This is a genomic window from Desulfoprunum sp., from assembly GCF_053613775.1.
Window position 1 is genome coordinate 14,195 of sequence record NZ_JBSHXH010000002.1, and the last position, 22,630, is coordinate 36,824.

Genomic DNA, 22,630 nt, shown 5'->3' on the forward strand with positions numbered 1-22,630 from the left:
GTAAATACCAGATAGGGGCGCGACGGCCGACCATCGGTGGGCCTGTGCATCCATTTTCCTGAACCGCTCCGCCGCTGGAGGTTCCATGGCCGAACATTCCAACTCGCTGCAATCCATCTTCTATGCCCTGGGGGCGAATCTGGCGATATTCACCGCCAAACTGACGGCGGCGATCATGACCGGATCCGGGGCGATGCTCGCCGAGGCGGTTCATTCCCTTGCCGACTGCGGCAACCAGCTGCTGCTGCTGGTGGGATTGAAACAGGCGAAAAGGCCGGCCACGCCGGAGTATCCCCTCGGTTTCGGCAAGAGCATCTATTTCTGGTCCTTCATCGTCGCCCTGATCATGTTCAGCATGGGCGGGGTGTTTTCGATCTACGAGGGCTTCCACAAGCTCCAGCATCCGGCCGCCCTGTCATCGCCCTGGATTGCGATCGGGGTTCTCGTTTTCTCGATCGCCGCTGAATCGGTCTCGCTGTGGGGCTGTCTGCGGGAGGTCAACAAGGTGCGGGAAGGACGGAGTCTGGTCCGCTGGTTCCGCGAAAGCCGGCAGAGTGAACTGATCGTGGTCTTCGGCGAAGACCTGGCGGCACTCTTCGGCCTCGTTCTGGCCCTGATCGCCATATGCGTGACGATCCTCACCGGCGACCCGTTCTGGGATGCCCTGGGCAGCATCGCCATCGGCGTCCTGCTGGTCCTGATCGCCTTCTTCATCGGCGTCGAGGTCAAGAGCCTGTTGATCGGCCAGAGCACGGCGCCCCGGGTCCAGAAGGCGATCGAGGAATATCTTGCCTCGCAGCAGGAGATCGGCAGACTCCTCAACGTGATCACCCTCCAGCTCGGGCAGGACGTGATGGTCGCGGTCAAGGCCGAGATGCGGGAATGCGGCGACCAGACGGAGTTGATTGCCGCCATCAATGCCATTGAACGGCGGTTGAAGGAGAGCTTTCCCCAGATCCGCTGGACCTTCTTCGAACCCGATTGTGGCGATCGGATTGGTGACGCTGTGGTTCGTTCCGGTCACTGAGGCGGCCTCCAGATTAAGAGAGGCCGGAGGATGTACGTCTTTTCCCTGCAACGATTCGCTCGGAGTCCCGACCCCGTCAGTCCCCGCCTGGCGATCACCGGGACGGCGCTGCGGCAGGGCGGCGTCCTCTCCCTGCATTACCGGGTCGCAGGGGATATCGGCGGTCTTGATGTGCCCGGACCCAGGCAACCGGGGCGGCGTCGGCACGAATTGTGGCGGCACAGCTGTTTCGAGTGCTTCATAGGGCAGAAGACGGCGGCGGAATACTGGGAAGTCAATCTCGCCCCGAACGGCGACTGGAATGTCTACCATTTCGACGGCTACCGCACGGGCATGGTCGAGGAGACAGCGCTCCGGAGGCTCCCCTGTGCGTTCCATGCCGGTCGCAATGAGGTCCGGGTCGGGATGGAAGTCGATCTCTCCCCGATCATCCGGGAGGAGCAGACCCTCGAGCTGGGGATCTGCGCCGTCCTCGAACACCGCCACGGGGAGGTGTCGTACTGGGCCCTTCGCCATCGGGGAGCGGGAGCCGACTTCCATCACCGTTCGGGTTTTGAGTTGACGCTGTGATGCGCAACGGCATCGATACATGGAGGAAGAATGAAAAAAATCACCCTTATCGCCTATGATGGCGAACTCACCTGCTTTGCCCATGTCATGCTCTATGCCCTCGATTTCCACAGCAAGGGGTATGATGTCAAGGTGGTCATCGAGGGGGCGGCGACCAGGCTCATCCCCGAACTGGCCCGTCCCGACACGCCTTTTGCCACCCTCTACAAGGAGATGATTGACAAGGGTCTGCTGGCCTGCGTCTGTGAATCCTGTTCGGTAAAGATGGGTGCCTTCAACAGCGCCCAGGAACAGGGGCTCCCCATCGACGGCGAGATGAAGGGGCATCCCTCGCTGGAGCGGTTTGTCAGCGATGGGTATGAAATCATCACATTTTGACCTTGATCGCCAGGTGCGATGGAAGGAGGAGGAATGAAGGACCCGGTGCAGCACTACTGGCAGTTGCGTCTGCAGGTGGTGAAGGAGCGACTGGTCGCCAACAACTTCGCCGCCGTCGTCGTCGATACGGCCGCCGCCGCGGCCAGGGCGGTCTGCGACGACCTCCTGCCGGCCAGCGGGGCCCGGGTTGTCTCCTATGGGGGCTCAATGACCATGAAGGCCACCGGTCTCCATGATTTCCTCAACGGTGCCGACTGCGGCTACGAGGTCATCCGTCCGGATGAACCGGGGATTGCGGCGGGGGAAAAGCTCGAACGCCGCCGCCGGGCCCTGCTCGCCGACGTCTATTGCAGCGGCGTCAACGCGGTCGCCGAGGCCGGGCATGTGGTCAATCTCGATATGATCGGCAACCGGGCCGCGGCCATCACCTTCGGTCCGAAGGCGGTCATCCTCCTCGCCGGGCGCAACAAGATCGTTCCCGATCTCGAGGCCGCCATGCTGCGGATCAAGAACTATGCCGCACCGGCCAACGCGATGCGGCTCGACTGCAAGACCCCCTGTGTCCAGACCGCCCGGTGTGCCGACTGCCGGAGTCCGGGGCGGATCTGCAACAGCTGGACGATCACCGAGAAGTCCTATCCCAAGGGACGGATCACGGTCGTGCTGATCAATGCCGACCTCGGCCTGTAACGGTCGGGGAATTCCCTCGCCGATCACAATCCGGTATGGAACCTGAAAAATCGCTCATCCCACCCTGGCCGGTGGAACTGCTCGCCCCGGCGCGGAACCTTCACTGCGGTATCGCCGCCATCGATCATGGCGCCGACGCCGTCTATCTCGGGGCGCCGCGATTCAGCGCCCGGGCCGCCGCCGGCAATGACCTCGCCGCCATCGAGCGGCTGGTGCGTTACGCCCACCAGTACTTCGCCCGGGTCTATGTCGCCCTCAACACCCTCCTTACCGATGCCGAACTCGACGAGGCTGTCGCCATCGCCCATGGCGTGTGGAATGCCGGCGCCGATGCCCTGATCATCCAGGACCTGGGCCTGCTTGAGTGCGACCTGCCGCCGATTCCGCTCCACGCCTCGACCCAGACCGACAACCGGACGGTCGACAAGGTACGGTTTCTTCAACAGGTCGGCTTCTCCCAGGTCGTCCTGGCCCGGGAACTCGGCCTCGCTCGGATCGGCGCGATCCGGGCCGCCACCACGGTCCCTCTCGAATGCTTCGTCCACGGCTCCCTCTGTGTCTGCTATAGCGGCCGCTGCTCCATCAGCGAGCAGGTCGTCGGCCGCAGCGCCAATCGCGGCGAGTGCGCCCAGTTCTGCCGCCATCTCTACAGTCTCCGAGACGGCAGGGGGAAAAAGCTGGGCCGGGACCGCTACTTCCTTTCCCTCAAGGATCTCGACCTGTCGAGCCACCTCGGCGCGCTGCTGGCGGCCGGGGTCAGTTCCTTCAAGATCGAGGGCCGGCTCAAGGACGAACGCTATGTCAAGAACGTCACCGCCGCCTACCGGCTGCTCCTCGACCGGCTGCTCGAGGCCGACGGCAGCCGGCGGCGCTCGTCCTCCGGTCGCTGCCGCTTCGATTTCGTGCCCGATCCGGCCAGGACCTTCAGTCGCGGCGGGACCGACTATTTTCTGGTCGATCCCCGCAACCGGCCGGGAGCGATCGACAGCCCGAAGGCGATCGGGCAGCCGGTCGGCGTGGTCGGCAGGGTCGAGCGGCAGTATTTCACCCTCGACACGGAGATGGTGATCAGCAATGGCGACGGGCTCTGTTTTTTCGACCGGCAGGGGACACTGGTCGGCATCAAGGCCAACCGCGTCGAGGGAGCCAGGATCTATCCGCAGGAGGCGGTGCCGCTCGAACCGGGGACCATGATCTACCGCAACTTCGACAGCGTCTTCTCGCGCCAGCTGGCAGCCAGCAGGGACTGCCGGAAAATCGCGCTCGACCTCCGGGTGGAGGAGACGGCGGACGGGTTGCGCTGCGTGGTCGAGGATGAGGACGGTTGCACCTCGACCGTTGCCCGGCCGATGGAGAAGGTTGACGCAACGATCCCCGGCCGGATCGAAGAGATCGTCAGGCGGCAGATGGGGAAAAGCGGCGGCACCATCTTTTCCGTCCGGCAGGTCGAGGTCGCCGTCGCTCCATCGCTCCACGTCCCGGCGGCCGCCCTCAACGACCTGCGGCGCGCGGCCCTGGCCCACCATGTCGAGACCCGTCTGGCCCGCCATGTGCGGCCGGGTAGAAAGGAGGAGGCCGGGGGGGCGGTCTGGCCGGCGGCGGAAACGGCGTGTCTAGCCAATATCACCAACGAGCCGGCGCGGCGGTTCTACCGCCGCCACGGCGTGGCCGCCTTCCCCCCGGCCGTTGGCGCTGCGGAAACGGCGGACGAAGCGGTCCTGATGACCTGCCGCTACTGCCTCAGGCGGCAGCTTGGCATCTGCCCGAAGGACAACAGGGATCCGGCGGCGATCGATGAACCGCTGGTTCTCTGCGACAATACCGGCTGTTATGAATTGCGGTTCGACTGCGGCCGTTGCGAAATGCTGGTGCTGCAGACCAAAAAAGCCTCCCCTTGAGGCAGGGAAGGCATTGATCTTCCGGCCGAGGTATGCTGTACTGAAGCTGGATGCCGGTGATCCGTTGCGACGCATCGCCACCTGGTCCGTCAGGGTCGGCCGCCGCTGCCGGGAGGACCAGGGGGGTGGCAATCTCCCCTGCCGGGTCGGAGATGACGGCTGCTGTCCCTGGCTCCGGCCCGGTTCCCTGTTGCGTGCTGTCAGATCTTGATTATCGTAGGAAGATCAACACTAGCCGCGATCTATGCAGTCGGGCTGCGCCGACAGCCGGAGGAGTGCTATGGAATACAAGGATTATTATAAGACCCTCCATGTTGCCAAGGACGCTTCGGCGGAGGAGATCAAAAGGGCCTATCGACGACTGGCCCGCAAGTATCACCCCGATGTCAACAAGGAGAGGGATGCCGAAGCGCGGTTCAAGGAAATCAATGAGGCCTATGAAGTCCTGAAGGACGAAGAAAAACGCAAGGCCTATGACAGCTTTGGTGCCAACTGGAAGGCCGGTCAGGATTTCCGCCCGCCCCCCGATTGGGAGCAGCGGTTCCGGACCGGCGGATTCAGCACCGGCGGGGCGTCGCCGCACCAGTTCAGCGACTTTTTCGAGTCATTGTTCGGTGGCGGCTCGAGCCGGCAGGCTCCGGAGGGATTCTCGTTTTTCGACCAGGGCTTCCAGGATATCGGACGCGACCTCCATGCGCAGATATCGATCTCGCTGGAAGACAGTTATTTCGGGGCCAAAAAGACGATCACCCTGAACCGGACGGTCGATGAGGGGGGCGGACGCATCAGTGTCCAGCCCCAATCACTGCAGGTCACGATTCCGAAGGGAGTCATCGAAGGACAGCAGATCCGGCTCGAAGGGCAGGGCGAGGCAGGCGCGGGGAGAGGGGGCGCGCATGGCAATCTCTTCCTCGAAATCGTCTTCCTGCCACACCAGATTTTCACGGTCGTCAAGAGGGATATTTACCTCACCTTGCCGATCACCCCGTGGGAGGCGGCGCTGGGCGCGACCATTGCCGTGCCGACGCTGGGCGGCAAGGTCGATCTGAAACTGCCCGCCAATTCCCAGAGCGGCCAGAAATTGCGGCTCAAGGGCCGGGGGCTGTGCTCGAAATACCAGGCCGGCAACCAGTATGTGACCCTGGCCGTTCATGTCCCGGAGGCCAGAACGGCCGAACAGAAGGAACTGTATCTGCGGATGGCGCAACTGATGCCCTTCAATCCCCGGTCCGGTCTGGGAGGATAAGCCATGATGGAAAAATATTTTATCACTGTCCTGGACGAAGACATGACCTGGGGGTTCAGCGAAATCTGCACCATCTGCCGGGTCGATCATGAACTGGTCTTCGAGATGGTCAACGAGGGCGTCCTGACCCCGGAGGGTTCGTCGCCGGAAACGTGGCGTTTCAATGCCGTGGCGATCAAACGGATCCAGGTCACATGCCGGTTGCAGCACGACCTCGGCGTCAACCTGCCGGGCGCCGCCCTGGCCCTCGATCTCCTCGAAGAACTGGAAGAACTGCGCAGCCGGCTCCGGCAGATCACCTGACTTCATGCGGATCGGAACGGCATGAAGATATCGCTGGGACGCACCAGTTCGGTGAGGCGGCACGATCCGGGAGGGTGTGGAACAATTTTGGAAAGAAGCTGGCAATTCGTATTTATTGGAGAAAAATTAAATGGTTACCTCTATTATTCTGTTGAATGTCGAGCGGTCGAAGATCAATGAAGTGGCCCAGCAGCTGGCCGATATGGAAGGCGTCTCCGAGGTGTTTTCGGTGAGCGGGACCTACGATCTGGTCGTCATCTGCCGTGTTCCCGCCAACGACGATCTTTCCGATCTCGTCACCAGAAGGCTGCTGACGATCCAGGCGATTTTGAAGACCGAGACCATGCTGGCCTTCAAGGCCTTCTCCCGTCATGACCTCGAGACCATGTTCACGATCGGGCTGGATGGAAAATAACGGGGCTTTCAGGCCGAGCCCGAGGATGCCTGTTTCTTCTGAAGCGGTTCCGTGGTTGCCGAAACCGTCGATTGCAGAAAGGGCCGTTCGATATAGGTATAGGTGATGGCGGCAAGGCCATAGGTGGCGAGACCGGCGAGGATGAACATCGGCAGTCCGCTCAGACGGATGCCGTAATAGTCCTCGACCTCGGACCTGATGAAGGCGAGCAGGGTCGGATGCAGCAGGTAGAAGCTGAACCCGACGAGACCGACGGCGCGCAGCGGCAGAAAGCTGATGATCCGGCTCAGGCAGGTGTTGTTGGCGAGGACGAGCAGCAGGATGAGCATCCCGGCGAAGAATCCGAAGGTCCCGGGATTCCTCAGGGCATCGAAGTGGGTCCACCCCGGCACCAACCGGGCCGACAGGACCACCAGTAGCACCAGCAGGATGATCCCGGTCACCGAACAGAACCGCCGGACATGGGTCCGGTCCAGTCTCAGGAACAGGCGATTGGTCCCCAGCCAGTGGTAGAGGTAAGAGAACATCATGCCGGAGAGGAAGATGCCGATCATCGGCTCCAGTTTCTTGCCGTAGCCGTAGAGCGCGAGGTAGCGGGTGGACATGTACGTGTTCGCCGCGACCAGCAGCACCAGCAGGAAGATGACGGTCGGCAGCCGGTTGCCCCGCAACAGCAGGTAGATGGCGGCGACGACCAGCGGCAGGACGAGGTAGAAGAACATCTCCTGCGGCAGGGTCCAGAGATGGCTGTCACCCTGGAGAAAGAGAATGTGGCGGATGAACTGGTCGGTCTTGCCGCTGAACATCAGAGACGCCGTGAGCACCGCGTAGTACATCGGCAGAATTCGTTTCAACCTGCGGACCAGGTAGGTGGCCATGAAACCGGGTGACACGGCCCTGGCCGGTTCCTTGATGAACGGTGCTGCCAGCAGAAAACCGCTGAGGCAGAAGAAGAGCCAGACGCCGAGGGACCCGATCCCCTTCAGCACCCCGGTATGCTCTGCCAGCACCATCAGCGCCGCCACCCCCCGGACGCCGTCGAGCGCCCCCAGATGCACCCCGATCGATGATGATTTGCCCTGCAGATCGGTGATTGCCGGGAAGGTTGAAAAACTGCTGTGGGCAAGGAGGAGGATAAGGGTCAGGGCATAGACAATCGGCAGGAAGGTGCCGACCACCGCATTTTCTTCCCGCAGTTCCCCCTTGAGGACGATGAATGGGTCGATGCCCTCGGTCCGGACCAGCACATGATCGCCTTCCAGGGTATAGGACCGGATGCCGCTGGCCGGGCTGAAACTGTCGAAGATCTGTCGGGAAGTGAAGGTTTTTTTACCGCCGAAATGACTTTTCAGCACCAGGCCGTACAGCTTTACCTCCCCTCCTTGCCGTCCCAGATCGAGCCGGATTTTCCTCGCCACCCCGTCGGCCAGGTCGATCTGTTGTATCTCCCTGACGCCGGGGGTGAAGGCCTCGGAACTCCGGTGGTGCTGTTCCCTGAAGGTTGTCACGCTGCTGGCGTAGTAGAGTTCGATCACATCGGCATGATCGAAGCTGGCCTCGACGGTCGCCGAAAAATAGCTGGACAGGGCGATATAGGAGAGGAGCTGCCGGATCAGCAGGAACAAGAGCAGCGCCGCGGCTATCTTCCACAGAGGATGGGACTGGTTGATCTGCATTGGGTCAGGATGGGTGGTCGATCCATGTGAGGTTCATGGCCCCGGCATCGGGCGGTGGAAAACCATGAACCGGATACCTGCTAAAACAGCGTCGAGCCCAGTGATCGCAGCTTTTCGATCTGTTCCTTGGCGGCTCTGGCCAGTTCGTCGACCTGCTGCTGGGATTGCGGGCTGGTCTTGAACGTCGGTTTCTGCAGCAATGCGTAAATGATATCGACGGCATCATCGACAGTCATCATGCTGATGTTGATCACCATGTCGTAAAGGCGGCTGTCCCATGGATCCATGCCGTAGACCTGAATGCCCCACTTGCGGCGTTCCTCGTCGTCTTTCTTCAGGACGTAGAGGGCCTGTTCGGCGGAGATGTTTTCCCTGTTCATCTCTTCCTTGACGCGGGTATTGATATCGGCGTTGATCCTGATCTTCAGGACGTGAGGGATATTGCGGAGGAAGAAATGGCCGGCCAGACCGTGATAGACCAGATTGTCCTTGCGGGCGTGATCGAGGAGGGCGGAACGGTAGTACTTGACATAACGCTCGGAGCCGCCCCAGAATCTCTCCAGCACCTTCGGGCAGTCATTGAGGGCGCGAACCAGTTTGATCTCCGGAATATTGAATTCTTCCGAGGCCTCGAGCAGGACATCGCGCGAGATGCATTGATACCCCATCTTGGCCGCCAGCCTTTCGGCCACCTCCTTGCCCCTGCTATATGATCCCCTGGTAATCGTGACGATCGACATGACCTTCTCCTTGAATCGAATTGCGAACATTGAATCGTCCGGCCGTCGTCGTGCGGGTGTGGTTCTGGCAACGGGCGGGCACGAACACTGTGAAAATTTCCGGCCATAGTCATAAAGGGCAAATTGCAGCCTGTCAATAAAAAGGAAGATGGAGAAAACCACTTCCTCCCGCTTTCGATTTCCAGTCGTCGTCACGGCGGGCCTGGGTTCGGAATTTCGGTCCGCCGGGGAAACGGAACGGTGCATCCCGGGCGGAATATGGTATTTTTCAAGCAGGTGGGTTGAGATTGGATCCAGGCAAAAACGGTATGGGTGGGGGCGGCTGTGCCGGGCCTCTCGTCAGAGGAATTACAATTGAGGACGTGGAGATATGAAACAACTGTTATCGCTGATCGAAAGGATCGCTACCCGGGTCAACGTCAATCTGGAGGAGTTCGGCTTTGATGTCGGTCCGTTTATCAACGCCTCCACCAACCTGGGAAAGATGCTGAATTATTACGCCTCCTATGCGGTGACGTCGAAACATCCGCTGAAACTCCAGTTCAGCAACTCCAATATCGCCGCCAGCTATTTTCTCGGCCAGTGCATCGTCAACCGCTCCGTCGTCTACAAGAGCGATGTGCGGGGCGACGAGCTCAAGCGGAAGGGGGAGACGGTCTATGGGGCCAAGGAACTGCCGCTGGTGGAGGACGAGGTCATCACCATCAGGGACAGTTTCCTGTTCCGCACCCTCATCCACAGCAAGTCCCACAACCTCGAGACACCGGAGGAATTCTTCATCCGCAATACGGTGGCCGGCCATTTTGCCAATATCCATGGTGCGACCATGGAGGGATGCTACATCGGGGTCTTCGCCACGGTCGATCACATGTCGCTGCACTCCTGCATCATCGGCGAGTTTTCCTATGTCCAGGCGGAGGAGCTGTTCCACCGCGCGATCAAGCCGGGTACGGTATGGATTGCCAATGATGCCTTCTCCTTCCAGTATACCTATCCCGCGGAGGTGCTGAAGCGCTACGTGGCGATGGATGCGTCATTCCGGCCGGTGGGGCTGCTGATCGACTTCGTCGAAAGCCGCAAGACCGATTTCGAACGCCTGTTCGAGCAGCTCAACATGGATACCCTCGACACCCCGCAGAGTTCGACCGTCAACCGCTTCGCCCTGATCAAGGGCAGAACCCGGATCGGCAAAAATGTCCTGATCTGCCAGAGGGCCTATCTCGAGAATGCCGAGATGGGCGTCGGTTCCAACGCCCAGGAGAACACCTATATCATCAGCTCGACACTGTCCGGCTACGATGTCACCGCCCATGGGGCCAAGATCATCCACTCGACCCTCGGCGAGAAGGTCTTCGTCGCCTTCAACTCCTTCCTCAACGGCAAGACCGCGGCCCGGATCGAGATCGGCCCGAACTGCATCATCATGCCGCACACCATCATCGATGCGGTCGAGCCGATCACCATTCCCGCCAACCACCTGGTCTGGGGATTCATCGGTTCGCAGCAGGACCTGCAGGGCAATTCGATCTCCCTGGACGAACTCGACGACAAGAAGGAGCTGACCATGGGCAATATGACGTTTCATGGCGACGGCCATGCCTTTGTCGAGGCCTTCCGCAAGCGGTTCGAGCATATACTCGAGCTGAACGGCGCCTACTACGCCAAAGGAAAGAACCGGGGCCATGCCCAGAGTGACCAGAGTGCGTCCTTCAATATGATCCAGCCGTACCGGACCGGTCCAAACCGGGGGATCTATCCGACGATATCCATTGAACCATGATATCCTGCTGCATTCCGATCCGACCGTACGGTTGAGTGGAGCGGTACCGGCCGGCGTCAAGGCATTGCGCCGGATGCCACGATGATGGTATGGTGCCGCGTTGGGTATACGGCATGATGGTGCAGGGGGATCCTGTGCAACCGCTAAAATTACGAGTGAGGTTCCCGGGGATAAAGACAACCGCTCCTTGATGGAGATATCAATGATTGGCCATCGCCGGTTCCGGCATATTTCTCAGGAGATGCCCGGAGCGGCCGTTCAAGAGATCACAACGACACATGTGCAATGACCAACCACGTATGAGAGAGTACGCATGAATGCATCGAGAGAGCCGGAAATTGTCCGTGATATCGGAGAATTCAAGATCCAGGGACTGGCGATCCCGTACCCCGAATTTGTTCCCAGGCTGTATAATCTCTGTCTGTCCCTCGGGTTCAGGAGAGGGTATATCATGCCCTCCCGGGCCTTCTGTTCCGACGAAAATCAGGGCTTTCCCATCATCCTGCTGACCAAGCACTTCGGCACCTTCCCCTTCAACCACGGACGCGTCGGCGGCATCATCGCCACCGATCGCCATGGACCGCATGCCCACCATGGCGAGGATTCGGTGATCGTCCAGGCCAGCCATGTCGGCTACGACCCGAAAACCGGGATCTACGGCACCTGCGAGCGGCCGAAGACGGAGGGCAACTGCTCCACCCCCTCGTGCGGCAAGATCACCCACGCCATCGCCCCGTATCTCGAGCAGTACCAGTTTGCCCAGAAACGGATCTTTCTCAGCCGGGACACCGATGGCCGGTGCCTGATCACCGCCAAGGACTCGTTCATCGACTTCGCCTCGAAACCGGTGACGGACGGGCTGGTGCTGCGGCTGCGGGACATCGCCAGGATCAACGGCGACGGCCGGATCGTCCCGGTCGCCACCCACAGCACCTCCCATTCCTACGAGGTCTCCGACAGCTTCCGGGAACGTCTGGAGAAAGACGGCTATGTTTGGAAGGGCGGGACCGGGGAGACGATGGGGGATCTGTTGTCCGCCGATCTTTTCTATTTCCGCGAAGACCTCCACGAGACGGACGAATCGATCCTGCTCGAGCGCAACCTGATCGAGTTCATGCCGCTGATCGTCACCCACAAGAGCCCGGCGATGAAGGCGGCCAAGATCAACATCCAGATGGAATTCGCCCGCACGGTCGAGTCGATCCGCCGCGGCACCGAGTACAACGGCAAGAATCTGCTCTATATCGCCGGGCTGAATGTCGATATTTCGACGTATGAAACCTTTCCTTCCACGACCTATTTCGTTCCCTGGGCCGCCCACATCCAGTTGAAGGACGCCTGTCCGATCTCCGGCGGGATGCACCCCCTGGAACAGGACGAGCTGTTTGCCAAACTGATGGAACAGGAAATGGTCAATCCCGATCAGACCGACCTCAAGGAACAGATCATCCGCATGATCTTTTCGCCGCGATTCGATATCCGGACCCCCCGCTGAACCCCTCCACCCGTGGCCGCCGGATCCTTGCGATCGGGTGGCTGCAGGTGGTCATCGGCCGCATTAATCCATGCAAATTTATCGAATCATTGTATAATCACACGTCCGTGTTTTTTCTGACAGCGGGAGTTTTTGCTTGACGCGGTAATGGTTGGATAAGTATACAGTCATGATTTTGCAGCGCCAACCATGGGCCGGAATCTGATCTTGAGCGTATTCTCCCCCCATAGCTGACGATGACGAAGAGGGAATCCCTCTTGCGCCAAAACAGAACGGCTCAAAAGTCGAGTGCAGGGTGTTGACCTACACAGCTTTTGAGGTGATGGCTCCAGTCATGCAGTGGAGGGAGGTATCGAGAGACTCTTCATTTCAAGGGGATCGATGGATACTCTTTTTTCTGCACTGGCGGTAATCCTGGCGGGGGGAATCCTGCCGCTGCTGCTGTATCGGCGGTTCAACCTGATGAAGGCGTCAGCCGTCATCGCCATCGCCACCGGTTCCCTTCTCGGATTGATCGCCATCCTGCCGGTGATGCAGGATACCGGCCCGCCGCCATCGACCTGGTCCTGGCAGCAATTCCTCACCCTGTCGTGTTCGATCGACTCGCTTTCCGCGTTCTTCCTCGTCCCCATCTTTATCATCTGCCCGCTGGCCGCGCTCTATGGTTTCCATTACATGGACAAATCCGAGGAGTCGTGGCGCGTCGCCGTCAATTACCTCTGCCTGTCGCTGCTGATCGTGTCGATGGTGCTGGTGGTCTGCGCCGGTTCGCTCATCACCTTCGCCCTGGCCTGGGAGCTGATGTCGCTGTCCTCGTACTTCCTCGTCGTTCACGAATTCCAGAAAAAGGCAACGAGGAGCGCCGGCTATCTCTATTTCGTCTTTGCCCAGGCCGGCGCCATGTGTATCTTCGCCGCCTTCGGTCTGATTTACAGCGTCACCGGCAGCTTTTCCTTCGATCAGCTCGACCAGCTGCCCTCCCGGATCAAGATGGCGGTCTTCCTCCTGGCGCTTCTCGGCTTTGGCTCGAAGGCGGGCATCTTTCCCCTCCATATCTGGCTGCCGCACGCCCACCCGGCCGCCCCCAGCCATATCTCGGCGATCATGTCCGGGGTGATGATCAAGATGGGGATCTACGGCATCCTCCGGATCTATGCGCTGCTTGGCGACACCTCGCTGCTGCCCGGCCGGGTCATCCTTGCGGTCGGCATTGTCTCCGGGGTCCTGGGGGTCGTCTACGCCCTCGGCAAGCATGATATCAAACGGCTGCTGGCCTACCACAGCGTCGAGAACATCGGCATCATCCTGATCGGCGCCGGTCTGGGGATGATCGGGGTGTCGACCGGCAACAGGGCGATGGCGATCTTCGGATTTGCCGGCAGCCTGCTCCATGTCCTCAACCACTCTATCTTCAAATCGCTGCTGTTCATGGGGGCCGGGGCCGTGCTCCAGAAGACCGGGACCAGGCATGTCGACGACCTGGGCGGTCTGATCAAGCGGATGCCGACCACCGGCAGGACCTTTCTGGTCGGCTCCATCTCGATCTCCGGCCTGCCGCCGTTCAACGGCTTCATCAGTGAATTTCTGATCTACTTTGCCGCCTTCCAGGGACTGACGCTGCCCGGCGTCTCCTTTCTCTTCGCCAGCCTGGCGATCATCTCCCTGGCGGTGATCGGCGGCCTGGCCGCCACCTGTTTCACCAAGGTGGTCGGCATCGTCTTCCTAGGTGAACCGAGAACCGCAGGGGCGGCCCGGGCCTCCGAGGTGCAGGCGTCGATGACCCTGCCGATGCTCCTGCTCGCCCTGTTCTGTCTCGTCATCGGCATCTTCCCGGCGCCGTTCGTGCAGTTGGCTGTGTTCGGCCTTCGCGATATGACGGTGATCGGGGCGATCGACCCGGCGACCGGGCAGGCACTGGTCGCCGATCTGGCCTTTGCCGCCCGGCTCTTTCTCGGCATCCTTCTCGGCGTCATGCTGCTGCGCCGGGTTCTGTACGCCAGAAAGGAGATCACCAGCGGGCCGACCTGGGGCTGCGGCTTCACCCAGCCGAATGTCCGGATGCAGTACACCGGCACCTCCTACGCCATGAGTGTCGTTGAGTTTTTTCAACCTTTCGTCAGGATACGGACGGCATACTCGGGGATCCGCAGGATATTCCCCGGACAGACGACCTATGAAACGCGGGTTGACGATATCGCCGAAATCGCCATGTACCAGTATCTTCTCCAGCCCCTGGTCAAGCTTCTGGACAGGTTGCGCTGGATTCAGCATGGTCACATCCAGCTCTATATCGCGTACATTGTCTTGACCATCGTGGTGCTGCTGCTTGTCTTCTGATACGAGACGTGCCGGACTGGCCCCCCATCGCAGGCTGAGGTAGGAATGGAATCATTTGTGTCGTTTGTGTTGGCGCTGCTCCTGGCGCCGCTCTTTCCCGGCGTCATCAACAAGACCAAGGCCATTGTAGCCGGCAAGCAGGGTCCGCCGCTGCTGATGAAATACTACACCCTGGCCAAGCTGTGCCGCAAGGGATCGGTCTACAGCACCAGTTCGAGCTTCGTCTTCAAGTTGGGACCGACGGTGTCGTTCGCCGCCGCCCTGATGCCGCTGCTGTTCCTCCCGCTGGCGGGGACGGCCCCGGTCTTTTCCTTCCACGGCGACGTCATCGTCCTGTTCTACATCATGGGGATCGGCCGCTTCTTCACCATCGCCGCCGCCCTGGATACCGCCTCGCCCTTCGAGGGGATGGGGGCGGCCCGCGAGGCCTTCTTCTCGACCCTGGCCGAGGCCACGATCTTCGCCGTGCTGATCCTGTTCTACCGGATGAGCGGATCGCTCAGCTTCGCCGACTATTTCCATGGCGCCAAGGCCGTCTCGCTCGCCGGCCCGACCGGGGCCCTGCTGCTGTTCGTCATCGTCGCGATGTTCATGGTGCTGCTGACCGAGAACTCGCGGGTGCCGGTCGACGATCCCCAGACCCATCTCGAGCTGACGATGATCCACGAGGTCATGATCCTCGATCACAGCGGTCCCGATCTCGCCCTGATCGAGTTGGGGGCCTTCTTCAAGTTGTTGTTTTACTCCGTGTTCATCACCCATCTGCTCCAGCCCCTGGTCCCGGCCGGCCCCCTCGTCAACGGCCTGCTGTTCTATGGGATTCTGGCCCTGGTCTATGTCGCCGTCGGCGTTACCGAATCGACGATGGCCAGATTCAAGATGAACCTGGTGCCCAAGTACATCCTGACCTCCTTCACCCTGGTGTTTTTCGCCGCCATTCTGACGATGGGATTCATGCAATGATCAATCTCTCCGACGCCATTCCGGTTCTCATCCTGCTGTCCGTGCTGATTTCGCTCGAGACCAACCGCATGATCACCCTGGTGAAGATCATGGGCCTGCAGGGGGTCATGGTGTCGCTGGTGCCGTTGTTTCTCGAACAGCACCAGGACATCGGCAGCGGCGGGATCATCTTTTTCCAGATCATGATCCTGATCAAGGGCCTGCTGATCCCCGGCCTATTGTATTTCGCCGTCCAGCGGGTGGCGATCAAGCGCGAGGTCGAGCCGCTGATCGGCTATCATGCCTCGCTGTTCTTCGGCCTGATGATGATCCTGGTCTCCCTCTTCATTACCGAGAAACTGCAGCTCACCCTGCCGGGCGGCCATTCGCTGCTGCTGATCACCGCGATCACCACCCTCGGCGCCGGCCTGTTTCTGATGATGTCGCGGACCAAGGCGATCACCCAGGTCATCGGCTATCTGATGCTGGAGAACGGCATCTACCTGGTCGGCACCGCCCTGACCAAGCAGAGCCATACCCGCTATGTCGTCGAGTTCGGGGTGCTGCTCGATGTGCTGGTGGGGGTGATGATCATGGGAATCATCCTCCACAATATCAACCGGGCCTTCGATGATGTCGACACTGCCCTTCTTGGGCGTTTAAAGGACTGAGAATATGCTGGAATTCGTCTTTCTGCTGCCGATCCTCATGGGGGGCGCGGCGTTCTTTCTACCGGTCTTTCTCGGCCGGGGCATCCTGATCGTGGCCGCCCTGCTGCACCTGCAGCTGACGGTGATGGGCTGGCTGGGCAAGCTCGAACCATATTTCCCCGACTATTTCAGCTCCTCGCCGGAGGGGCTGCTGGTCCTCCTCGTCACCTCCTTCATCTTCCTGTTCATCGCAATCTACGCCATCTCCTACATGAGCGAGACCGAGATGCAGAGCGAGCACATCTTCATCAGCTGCATGCTGCTGTTTCTCGGGACAATGAGCATGGTGACCCTGGCCGATCACCCGATCGTCCTGTGGATCGCGATCGAGGCGACCACCCTGGTCAGTGCGCCGCTGATCTTCATCAACCGTTCGAAGGAGGCCCTCGAGGCCACCTGGAAATATGTCCTGATCTGTTCGGTGGGCATTGCCCTCGCCCTGCTCGGCTGTTTCTTCATCACCCTGGCGATGGACATCAAGGAGATCGATGCGCCGTTGACTTTCTCCTCGCTGAACGCGGTGGCCGGCCAGCTCGACCCGATCTGGCTCAAGGCCGGATTCATCTTCATCATGATCGGTTTCGGCACCAAGATGGGTCTGGCGCCGATGCACACCTGGCTGCCCGACGCCCACAGCCAGGCGCCGAGCCCGGCATCGGCCCTGCTGTCCGGGGCCCTGCTGAACTGCGCCTTCCTCGGCATCTACAAGGTCCATATCCTGATGCACGTCGCCGGTCTGGGCGCCTATTCGAGCAATATCCTGATCGGCTTCGGCCTGGTGTCGATGTTCGTCGCCGGCATCTTCATCCTCAACCAGCCCGACTACAAACGGATGCTCGCCTATTCGAGCGTCGAGAACATGGGGGTCATCGCCATCGGCGTCGGCATCGGCGGGATCGCCCTGTACGGCGCTATCCTCCATCTGATCCACCACTCGCTGATCAAGTCGTCGCTGTTCCTGTCGGCCGGCAATATCCTGCTCGGCTTCGGCTCCCGGCTGGTCAAGAAGACCGGCAACCTCGCCCGGCTCTTTCCCAAGACCTTCGTTGCCTTCTTCGCCGGGTTCGCCGGGGTGTCCGGTTTCCCCCCCTTCGGCATCTTCATCAGCGAACTGTTGATCATCATGGGGGCCTTCCAGAGGGGGCGATTCGTCGTCCTCGCCGCCTTCATCTTCTGCCTCACCCTGGTGTTCGCCGGGGCGGCGCGGATCGTCATGCGGATCTCCTTTGCCAACGCCGGCGAGGAAATCCTGGTCGAGGAGCGGATGTTGCGCGTCATCCCCTCCTATGTCCTCCTCCTGACCTCCATCGGGCTGTTCTTGTGGATGCCGGAGATCATATTCCAAGTCATCATCGATACAATCAAGGTACTCGGAGGCAGCGTCAATGGATAACCTCCTGCAGATAGCCAACGGCGAGGTCGTCAGGCGAGCCGACATCCCGGACGTCAGTGTCGAGACCTTCGGCATGACCCTCGCCGAGTTCGTCAAAAACGGCGGGTTCGTGGTCCAGTTCTTCGCCTTCGCCGAAAGCGAAGTCACCCGGCTGCTGGCCGTGGTCCGCAATGACAAGTTGTTCGTGACCAGCTGCGAGGTCGGGGCCGAATTCCCGTCGCTGACCGGCTGGGTCAGTGAAAAATTTCACCTGTTCGAGCGGGAGATCGCCGAACAGTACGGTATCCGCCCGACCGCCCACCCCTGGTTGAAGATGGTCCGCTACCACCCCAACTACAGCGGTGCCGCCGATGTCTTCGGCAACGATTACGCCAAGGATGAGATCCCGGGGAAATACGACTGCTTCAAGGTCGAAGGCGAGGCGATTCACGAGGTGGCGGTCGGGCCGGTCCATGCCGGCATCATCGAGCCGGGGCATTTCCGATTTCAGTGCGCCGGCGAGGAGGTTCTCCATCTCGAGATCCAGCTCGGCTATCAGCATCGCGGGGTCGAGCAGCTGCTGCCGACGGTGCCCCAGCGGCGGCTGCCGATCATCTGCGAGGCGATCGCCGGCGATACCGCCATCGGCCATAACCTCTGCTGCTGCCAGGCGCTCGAGGCCCTGGCCGGGCTGACGGTCGACGCCGGGGCCAGGGTCGTACGGACCATCGCCCTCGAACTGGAGCGGATCGCCAACCACCTCGGCGACCTCGGGGCCCTGAGCGGCGATGTCGCCTTCAACCCGCCGGCCGCCTATTTCGGCCGGATGCGCGGCGATTTCCTCAACCTCCTGCAGGTCCTGTGCGGCAACCGGTTCGGCAAGGGGCTGGTCCGGCCGGGCGGGGTGGCCTTCGTCATGGGGGAGGAGCAGCGGCAGCTCATCGCCGCCAAGCTTCACGAGATCACCCCGCAGGTCAAGAATGTCTGCGACCTGCTGTTCTCCGCCCATACCGTCCAGGCCCGGTTCGAGAATACCGGGATCGTGAGCCGGGAGATGGCCGAGGACCTGGGGCTGGTCGGCTACGCCGGCAGGGCCTGCGGCCTTGCCTATGACGCGCGGGTCGTCTTTCCGACCGAATGCTACCCCGAACTGCCGCACAACACCAACCAGATGACGAGCGGCGACGTCTACAGCCGGGCCACCGTCCGGCGCGAGGAGATCATGCATTCGATCGCCCTGATCGAGCTCCTCCTGAAACGACCGGAAACGACGGCGAAGGCGGTGATGATGGAGGAGCGCCGGCTCGCCGCCGATTCGCTGGTGGTCACCATCAACGAGGGCTGGCGAGGCGAGGTCTCGCACTCCGTCCTGACCGGCCCCGACGGCACCATCGTCCGCTACAAGGTCAAGGACCCGTCGTTCCACAACTGGACCGGTCTGGCGATGTCACTGCGGAACCAGGGGATCTCCGACTTCCCGCTGTGCAACAAGAGCTACAATCTCTCCTATTGCGGCTTCGACCTGTGATGCAGACCGCTCGCCGCTTGGAGATCACCGCGCCCCGGCGCGATAGAAGGGTATTGCCATGTTGAAGATCATCAAGAACAGACTGGATCAGGGCTACAGAACCTCGTCCTATCCGAAGCAGCCGATTGCCCTGTACGAGCGCTTCCGTGGCCGGCCGGAGATCAACCGGCAAGGCGATCCGGCCCTGGTCCGTCAGTGTGCCGAGGCCTGTCCGCAGGAGGCCATCGATGCCGCAAGCGGCGCCCTCGATCTGGGCCGCTGCACCTTCTGCGGTCTGTGCGAGATGCTGTCGCAGGGGAAGTTCGTCCGCTTCACCCAGAACTTCGAGTTGGGCGCGGCCACAAGGGCCGATCTGATCACCGATGGCAGCTACGCCGATCTGGCCGGCCATGCCAGGCAGCACTTCAAAAAGCTCTTCGGCCGGTCGCTGCAGCTGCGCCAGGTCTCGGCCGCCGGCTGCAACGCCTGCGAGGCCGATACCAACGTCCTCAGCACCCCGTTTTTCGACCTGTCCCGGTTCGGCATCGACTTTGTCGCCTCACCGCGCCATGCCGACGGCATCCATGTCACCGGGCCGATCTCCCGCAACATGAAAGCGGCCCTGCTTACGACCTATGAGGCCGTTCCATCGCCCAAGGTGGTGATTGCCAGCGGCGCCTGCTCGATCTCGGGCGGGCCGTTCTACGGCAGCGACGAGGTCGTCGGCGATCTGGGCAGCCTGCTCCCGGTCGACCTCTATATTCCCGGCTGCCCACCCCATCCGCTGACCACCCTGCACGCCCTGCTGACCTTTTTCAAATAGACGACAGGCCTTTCCGGCATTGCCGCAACGGCCTATCGCTCTCTCAACCGCAGCCTTCCCCTCCGCCGCTGCAGCCGCCGGCGGCACAGGACTTTCTCCTCTTGCCCCTGAGCATACCGGTCCTGCCGCCGCTGTAGATGAGCGTCAGGGCCTCCTCGACGAACCCCGCCGCCTCGACCGGCTCGATCCCCGATTTGCTCAGGATCTCGGCGGGTGTGGCGCCGATGCCGCTGACCAGCACCGCCCGGCAGTCACCGAGGACCCGGGCCAGCTTGTGCCAGCGAGTGATGCCGCCGCCGCTGGGGGGGGCTTGACGCTCTTCGACCTGCCGGAATCGGCCGTCGAGCCGTTCCCAGATCTGGAAGCTGCGGGCCTCGCCGAGGTGCTGGTTGACGAGGATGCCCTCGCGGCTGGCGACGGCAACGTAGGGCCGTTTGACGCCCTCGGGGATGACGGCGGCGGCGCAGGACGAGAGACAGCTGCGGAATTCCTCAGTCCGGTCGTCGTCGAGCAGGCCGACCGCATCGGCCCGGCAGCGGGTGCAGTGGCGCATCTGCGGCAGGTAGGTCTCGGCCATGTCGCGGATCGCCCGCATGGTGTCCTGGTCCGGCTGCGCAAGTCTGCCGAAGGGAGTGTTGACGTTGGGGAACATGGCCATGCAGTTGAGCAGGTCGACGCCGAGTTCGCGCATCCGGGAGGCGACCGCCTCGACGTGGTGGTCGTTGACCCCGGGGATCACGATGCAGTTGACCTTGATGATGATCCCGGCCTCCTTCAGCCGGCGGATGGCGGCAAGCTGCCGCTCCAGGAGCAGGGTCGCCCCCTGCCGGCCGCGGTAGACGATGTTGCCGTCCGAGACCCAGGCATAGATCTTCTCGCCGATGGCCGGATCGACGGCGCAGACGGTGATGGTCACGTGGGACACCCCGATCTCGGCGAGGGCGTCGATATGGGGACCGATGCCCATGCCGTTCGACGAAACGCAGAGCAGGGTGTCGGGATGCCGGCGGCGGATCAGGCGCAGGGTGGCCATCGTCTCCACCGGGTTGGCGAAGGGGTCGCCGGGCCCGGCGATGCCGGCAACGGTGATCCGCGGCTCCTTTTCCATAACCCTGTCCATATAGATGCCTGCCTGCTGTGGACTGAGCAGAGAACTGGTGACCCCGGGCCGCGACTCGTTGACGCAGTCGTAACGGCGGTCGCAGAAGTTGCACTTGATGTTGCACCTGGGGGCGACCGGCAGGTGGACCCGGCCGAATTTGCCTTTGGCCTCGGGGTTGAAGCAGGGGTGACGGTGAAAGTCCTTGATGGTGAGCGAATCCATGGCGTTTTCCAGTACAGTCGTTTTCGTAAGGGAGAAAGGAGTTACATGTAGGTGTAGCCCACTTCCGAATCATCCTGTTTCTTGGCGATGAGGGTGTTGACGACGGAGTCGAACAGGGCCTGGGCACCGTGGTAGCCGAGGTGGAGGAGGCGCTGGCCACCCATCCGGTCGTGGATCGGGAAGCCGACCCGGACCAGCGGGATGCCCTTTTTCCGGGCGAAGGTGTAGCCCTTGCTGTGGCCGACCAGCAGGTCGACCGCAAGATTATCGGCCAGATCCTCGATATCGTGGAAATCGACATCCTCCCTGACCTCCGGCAGCGCGACGGGCAGGCCGGCCAGGACTGCGGCGATGGCCTCGCGGAAGCGGCCGCTTTTGCCGCCGGAGGCGCAGAGGACGGATTTGATCCCGATCTCGGCGAGGAAGGAGGTCAGGCCGACCACCAGGTCCTCCTCGCCGTAGACGATCGCCCGCTTGCCGGAGAGGTACTTGTGGCCGTCGACCATCGCGTCGATCAGCCGGCCCCGGGCGGCGCTGTAGCGCTCGGGAACCGGCCGACCGCTCAACGCCGCCAGTTCGGCCGTCAACCGGTCGGTCTCGCGGATGCCGATCGGCATGCCGAGACGGCACAGCGGGGTGCCGTACAGCCGCTGGAGGGAGGAGCCGGCCGATCGCTCCGGCAGGGTGGCGCCGCACTCGATGGTCATCCGAGCTCCGCCCATGGCGCGGATCGCCGCCAGCGGGGTGCCGCCGGCCGGGATCAGCGGATAGTCGTTGAGGGCCTGGCCGTCCAGCGATTCGGCGTAATCGGGAAAGAGGGTGAAGGACAGGCCGAAGTCGCCGAGCATCTCCTTGAGGTAGCGGAGATCGGCGGCCGAGACGAAGCCGGGCAGGACATTGACCCCGGCGTGGGGCGCCGTCGGTTCGGTCAGCTGTTCGGCCACCGCCTGCAGGGCGGCGTTGAATCCTTCCATGTGGGTGCCGCCGTAGCTCGGGGTCGAGACCGAGACGATCCGCGGATGGCCTTCGCCGGTGTGGAATTCTCCCTCATACTCGCTGATGATCATCTTGACGTCGTCGCCGATGGTCTCGGTCAGGCAGGTGGTGGCCACCCCGATCAGCTGCGGGGCGTACTTTCTGGTGACGTTGCGCAGGCCGAGCTTGAGGTTGGCGGCGCCGCCGTAGACCGCGTGCTTTTCCCCCAGCGAGGAGGAGGCGATATCGATCGGTTCGTTGAAATGGCTGATGATATAGCGCCGCATGTAGGTGGCGCAGCCCTGGGAGCCGTGGAGGAAGGGCACCGTGCCTTCGATGCCGCGGAAGGCGAGGCTGGCCCCGAGTGGCCGGCAGAGCTTGCAGGCGTTGGTGGTCGAGGTGTAAGGGGGCATCGTGGTCAT

General features: G+C 61.7%; 20 protein-coding genes. 16 read left to right on the forward strand and 4 right to left on the reverse strand.

The annotated features are described in order from the left end of the window. Positions 1 to 85 precede the first annotated feature (85 nt). The 8 genes from ACWGKN_RS01805 (at position 86) to ACWGKN_RS01840 (ending at position 6,527) form a co-directional block, all read left to right on the forward strand. Positions 86 to 1,027, forward strand: a complete 942-nt coding sequence (locus tag ACWGKN_RS01805; RefSeq protein ID WP_035226378.1) for a cation diffusion facilitator family transporter — start codon at positions 86 to 88, stop codon at positions 1,025 to 1,027. A gap of 30 nt (positions 1,028 to 1,057) precedes the next feature. Further along, positions 1,058 to 1,597 (forward strand): DOMON-like domain-containing protein, encoded by a 540-nt coding sequence (locus tag ACWGKN_RS01810; protein WP_035226381.1) that lies wholly within the window; start codon positions 1,058 to 1,060, stop codon positions 1,595 to 1,597. A gap of 30 nt (positions 1,598 to 1,627) precedes the next feature. Beyond that, positions 1,628 to 1,975 (forward strand): DsrE family protein, encoded by a 348-nt coding sequence (locus ACWGKN_RS01815; protein WP_035226383.1) that lies wholly within the window; start codon positions 1,628 to 1,630, stop codon positions 1,973 to 1,975. Positions 1,976 to 2,008: 33 nt separating this feature from the next. Beyond that, positions 2,009 to 2,665 (forward strand): lactate utilization protein, encoded by a 657-nt coding sequence (locus ACWGKN_RS01820; RefSeq protein ID WP_035226386.1) that lies wholly within the window; start codon positions 2,009 to 2,011, stop codon positions 2,663 to 2,665. A gap of 35 nt (positions 2,666 to 2,700) precedes the next feature. Then, positions 2,701 to 4,563 (forward strand): DUF3656 domain-containing U32 family peptidase, encoded by a 1,863-nt coding sequence (locus tag ACWGKN_RS01825; RefSeq protein WP_052159626.1) that lies wholly within the window; start codon positions 2,701 to 2,703, stop codon positions 4,561 to 4,563. A gap of 280 nt (positions 4,564 to 4,843) precedes the next feature. Then, complete coding sequence (locus tag ACWGKN_RS01830) at positions 4,844 to 5,809, forward strand: DnaJ C-terminal domain-containing protein (RefSeq protein ID WP_035226389.1); 966 nt, start codon at positions 4,844 to 4,846, stop codon at positions 5,807 to 5,809. A 3-nt stretch (positions 5,810 to 5,812) separates the two neighbouring features. Further along, on the forward strand, positions 5,813 to 6,112 hold the full coding sequence (locus ACWGKN_RS01835; protein ID WP_424254936.1) for a chaperone modulator CbpM: 300 nt from the start codon (positions 5,813 to 5,815) through the stop codon (positions 6,110 to 6,112). A 130-nt stretch (positions 6,113 to 6,242) separates the two neighbouring features. Next, the gene (locus ACWGKN_RS01840) at positions 6,243 to 6,527 is read left to right on the forward strand and encodes an Lrp/AsnC family transcriptional regulator (protein WP_035226392.1); all 285 of its coding nucleotides are present in this window, start codon (positions 6,243 to 6,245) and stop codon (positions 6,525 to 6,527) included. Between the two features lie 8 nt (positions 6,528 to 6,535). On the opposite strand, the gene ACWGKN_RS01845 is transcribed toward ACWGKN_RS01840, so the two are convergent. Together ACWGKN_RS01845 and ACWGKN_RS01850 are read right to left on the reverse strand one after the other, a co-directional pair. After that, positions 6,536 to 8,203, reverse strand: coding sequence for an acyltransferase family protein (locus ACWGKN_RS01845; RefSeq protein WP_452094575.1), 1,668 nt, complete (start codon positions 8,201 to 8,203; stop codon positions 6,536 to 6,538). A gap of 80 nt (positions 8,204 to 8,283) precedes the next feature. Further along, entirely contained in the window at positions 8,284 to 8,973 is a 690-nt protein-coding gene (locus tag ACWGKN_RS01850) for a cytidylate kinase-like family protein (RefSeq protein ID WP_424254939.1), read from the reverse strand. A 340-nt stretch (positions 8,974 to 9,313) separates the two neighbouring features. Between ACWGKN_RS01850 and ACWGKN_RS01855 the strand changes: the two genes are divergently transcribed. The 8 genes from ACWGKN_RS01855 (at position 9,314) to ACWGKN_RS01890 (ending at position 19,909) form a co-directional block, all read left to right on the forward strand. Beyond that, a complete protein-coding gene (locus ACWGKN_RS01855) occupies positions 9,314 to 10,723 on the forward strand; it encodes a transferase (protein WP_035226400.1) in 1,410 nt (469 codons plus the stop codon). Positions 10,724 to 11,036: 313 nt separating this feature from the next. Beyond that, a complete protein-coding gene (locus ACWGKN_RS01860) occupies positions 11,037 to 12,218 on the forward strand; it encodes a hypothetical protein (RefSeq protein WP_052159627.1) in 1,182 nt (393 codons plus the stop codon). A 381-nt stretch (positions 12,219 to 12,599) separates the two neighbouring features. Then, complete coding sequence (locus tag ACWGKN_RS01865) at positions 12,600 to 14,555, forward strand: proton-conducting transporter transmembrane domain-containing protein (RefSeq protein ID WP_424254943.1); 1,956 nt, start codon at positions 12,600 to 12,602, stop codon at positions 14,553 to 14,555. A gap of 45 nt (positions 14,556 to 14,600) precedes the next feature. Beyond that, entirely contained in the window at positions 14,601 to 15,518 is a 918-nt protein-coding gene (locus tag ACWGKN_RS01870; protein WP_452094576.1) for a respiratory chain complex I subunit 1 family protein, read from the forward strand. Beyond that, positions 15,515 to 16,168, forward strand: coding sequence for a hydrogenase (locus ACWGKN_RS01875; RefSeq protein ID WP_035226407.1), 654 nt, complete (start codon positions 15,515 to 15,517; stop codon positions 16,166 to 16,168). Before ACWGKN_RS01870 ends, ACWGKN_RS01875 begins: the two co-directional genes overlap by 4 nt. 4 nt (positions 16,169 to 16,172) lie before the next feature. Next, positions 16,173 to 17,600 carry a proton-conducting transporter transmembrane domain-containing protein gene (locus ACWGKN_RS01880; protein ID WP_035226410.1) on the forward strand — a complete coding sequence of 476 codons (1,428 nt, stop codon included), beginning with the start codon at positions 16,173 to 16,175 and terminating at the stop codon, positions 17,598 to 17,600. Beyond that, positions 17,593 to 19,107 carry a hydrogenase large subunit gene (locus ACWGKN_RS01885; protein WP_035226413.1) on the forward strand — a complete coding sequence of 505 codons (1,515 nt, stop codon included), beginning with the start codon at positions 17,593 to 17,595 and terminating at the stop codon, positions 19,105 to 19,107. Before ACWGKN_RS01880 ends, ACWGKN_RS01885 begins: the two co-directional genes overlap by 8 nt. Before the next feature lie 58 nt (positions 19,108 to 19,165). After that, positions 19,166 to 19,909 (forward strand): NADH-quinone oxidoreductase subunit B family protein, encoded by a 744-nt coding sequence (locus ACWGKN_RS01890; RefSeq protein ID WP_035226416.1) that lies wholly within the window; start codon positions 19,166 to 19,168, stop codon positions 19,907 to 19,909. 43 nt (positions 19,910 to 19,952) lie between these two features. On the opposite strand, the gene ACWGKN_RS01895 is transcribed toward ACWGKN_RS01890, so the two are convergent. Together ACWGKN_RS01895 and ACWGKN_RS01900 are read right to left on the reverse strand one after the other, a co-directional pair. After that, positions 19,953 to 21,233: a radical SAM protein gene (locus ACWGKN_RS01895; protein WP_035226417.1), complete on the reverse strand. Its 1,281-nt coding sequence runs from the start codon at positions 21,231 to 21,233 to the stop codon at positions 19,953 to 19,955. A 41-nt stretch (positions 21,234 to 21,274) separates the two neighbouring features. Continuing rightward, the gene (locus ACWGKN_RS01900; protein WP_035226419.1) at positions 21,275 to 22,630 is read right to left on the reverse strand and encodes a nitrogenase component 1; all 1,356 of its coding nucleotides are present in this window, start codon (positions 22,628 to 22,630) and stop codon (positions 21,275 to 21,277) included.

Bases quoted from the DNA above. Each gene is read 5' to 3' on its own strand.
- ACWGKN_RS01815 (WP_035226383.1), top strand. From the start codon at position 1,628: ATGAAAAAAATCACCCTTATCGCCTATGATGGCGAACTCACCTGCTTT.
- ACWGKN_RS01840 (WP_035226392.1), top strand. From the start codon at position 6,243: ATGGTTACCTCTATTATTCTGTTGAATGTCGAGCGGTCGAAGATCAAT.
- ACWGKN_RS01805 (WP_035226378.1), top strand. From the start codon at position 86: ATGGCCGAACATTCCAACTCGCTGCAATCCATCTTCTATGCCCTGGGG.
- ACWGKN_RS01830 (WP_035226389.1), top strand. From the start codon at position 4,844: ATGGAATACAAGGATTATTATAAGACCCTCCATGTTGCCAAGGACGCT.
- ACWGKN_RS01890 (WP_035226416.1), top strand. From the start codon at position 19,166: ATGTTGAAGATCATCAAGAACAGACTGGATCAGGGCTACAGAACCTCG.
- ACWGKN_RS01885 (WP_035226413.1), top strand. From the start codon at position 17,593: ATGGATAACCTCCTGCAGATAGCCAACGGCGAGGTCGTCAGGCGAGCC.
- ACWGKN_RS01895 (WP_035226417.1), bottom strand. From the start codon at position 21,233: ATGGATTCGCTCACCATCAAGGACTTTCACCGTCACCCCTGCTTCAAC.
- ACWGKN_RS01825 (WP_052159626.1), top strand. From the start codon at position 2,701: ATGGAACCTGAAAAATCGCTCATCCCACCCTGGCCGGTGGAACTGCTC.
- ACWGKN_RS01845 (WP_452094575.1), bottom strand. From the start codon at position 8,203: ATGCAGATCAACCAGTCCCATCCTCTGTGGAAGATAGCCGCGGCGCTG.
- ACWGKN_RS01855 (WP_035226400.1), top strand. From the start codon at position 9,314: ATGAAACAACTGTTATCGCTGATCGAAAGGATCGCTACCCGGGTCAAC.
- ACWGKN_RS01875 (WP_035226407.1), top strand. From the start codon at position 15,515: ATGATCAATCTCTCCGACGCCATTCCGGTTCTCATCCTGCTGTCCGTG.
- ACWGKN_RS01860 (WP_052159627.1), top strand. From the start codon at position 11,037: ATGAATGCATCGAGAGAGCCGGAAATTGTCCGTGATATCGGAGAATTC.
- ACWGKN_RS01820 (WP_035226386.1), top strand. From the start codon at position 2,009: ATGAAGGACCCGGTGCAGCACTACTGGCAGTTGCGTCTGCAGGTGGTG.
- ACWGKN_RS01835 (WP_424254936.1), top strand. From the start codon at position 5,813: ATGATGGAAAAATATTTTATCACTGTCCTGGACGAAGACATGACCTGG.
- ACWGKN_RS01865 (WP_424254943.1), top strand. From the start codon at position 12,600: ATGGATACTCTTTTTTCTGCACTGGCGGTAATCCTGGCGGGGGGAATC.
- ACWGKN_RS01880 (WP_035226410.1), top strand. From the start codon at position 16,173: ATGCTGGAATTCGTCTTTCTGCTGCCGATCCTCATGGGGGGCGCGGCG.
- ACWGKN_RS01810 (WP_035226381.1), top strand. From the start codon at position 1,058: ATGTACGTCTTTTCCCTGCAACGATTCGCTCGGAGTCCCGACCCCGTC.
- ACWGKN_RS01900 (WP_035226419.1), bottom strand. From the start codon at position 22,630: ATGACCACGATGCCCCCTTACACCTCGACCACCAACGCCTGCAAGCTC.
- ACWGKN_RS01870 (WP_452094576.1), top strand. From the start codon at position 14,601: ATGGAATCATTTGTGTCGTTTGTGTTGGCGCTGCTCCTGGCGCCGCTC.
- ACWGKN_RS01850 (WP_424254939.1), bottom strand. From the start codon at position 8,973: ATGTTCGCAATTCGATTCAAGGAGAAGGTCATGTCGATCGTCACGATT.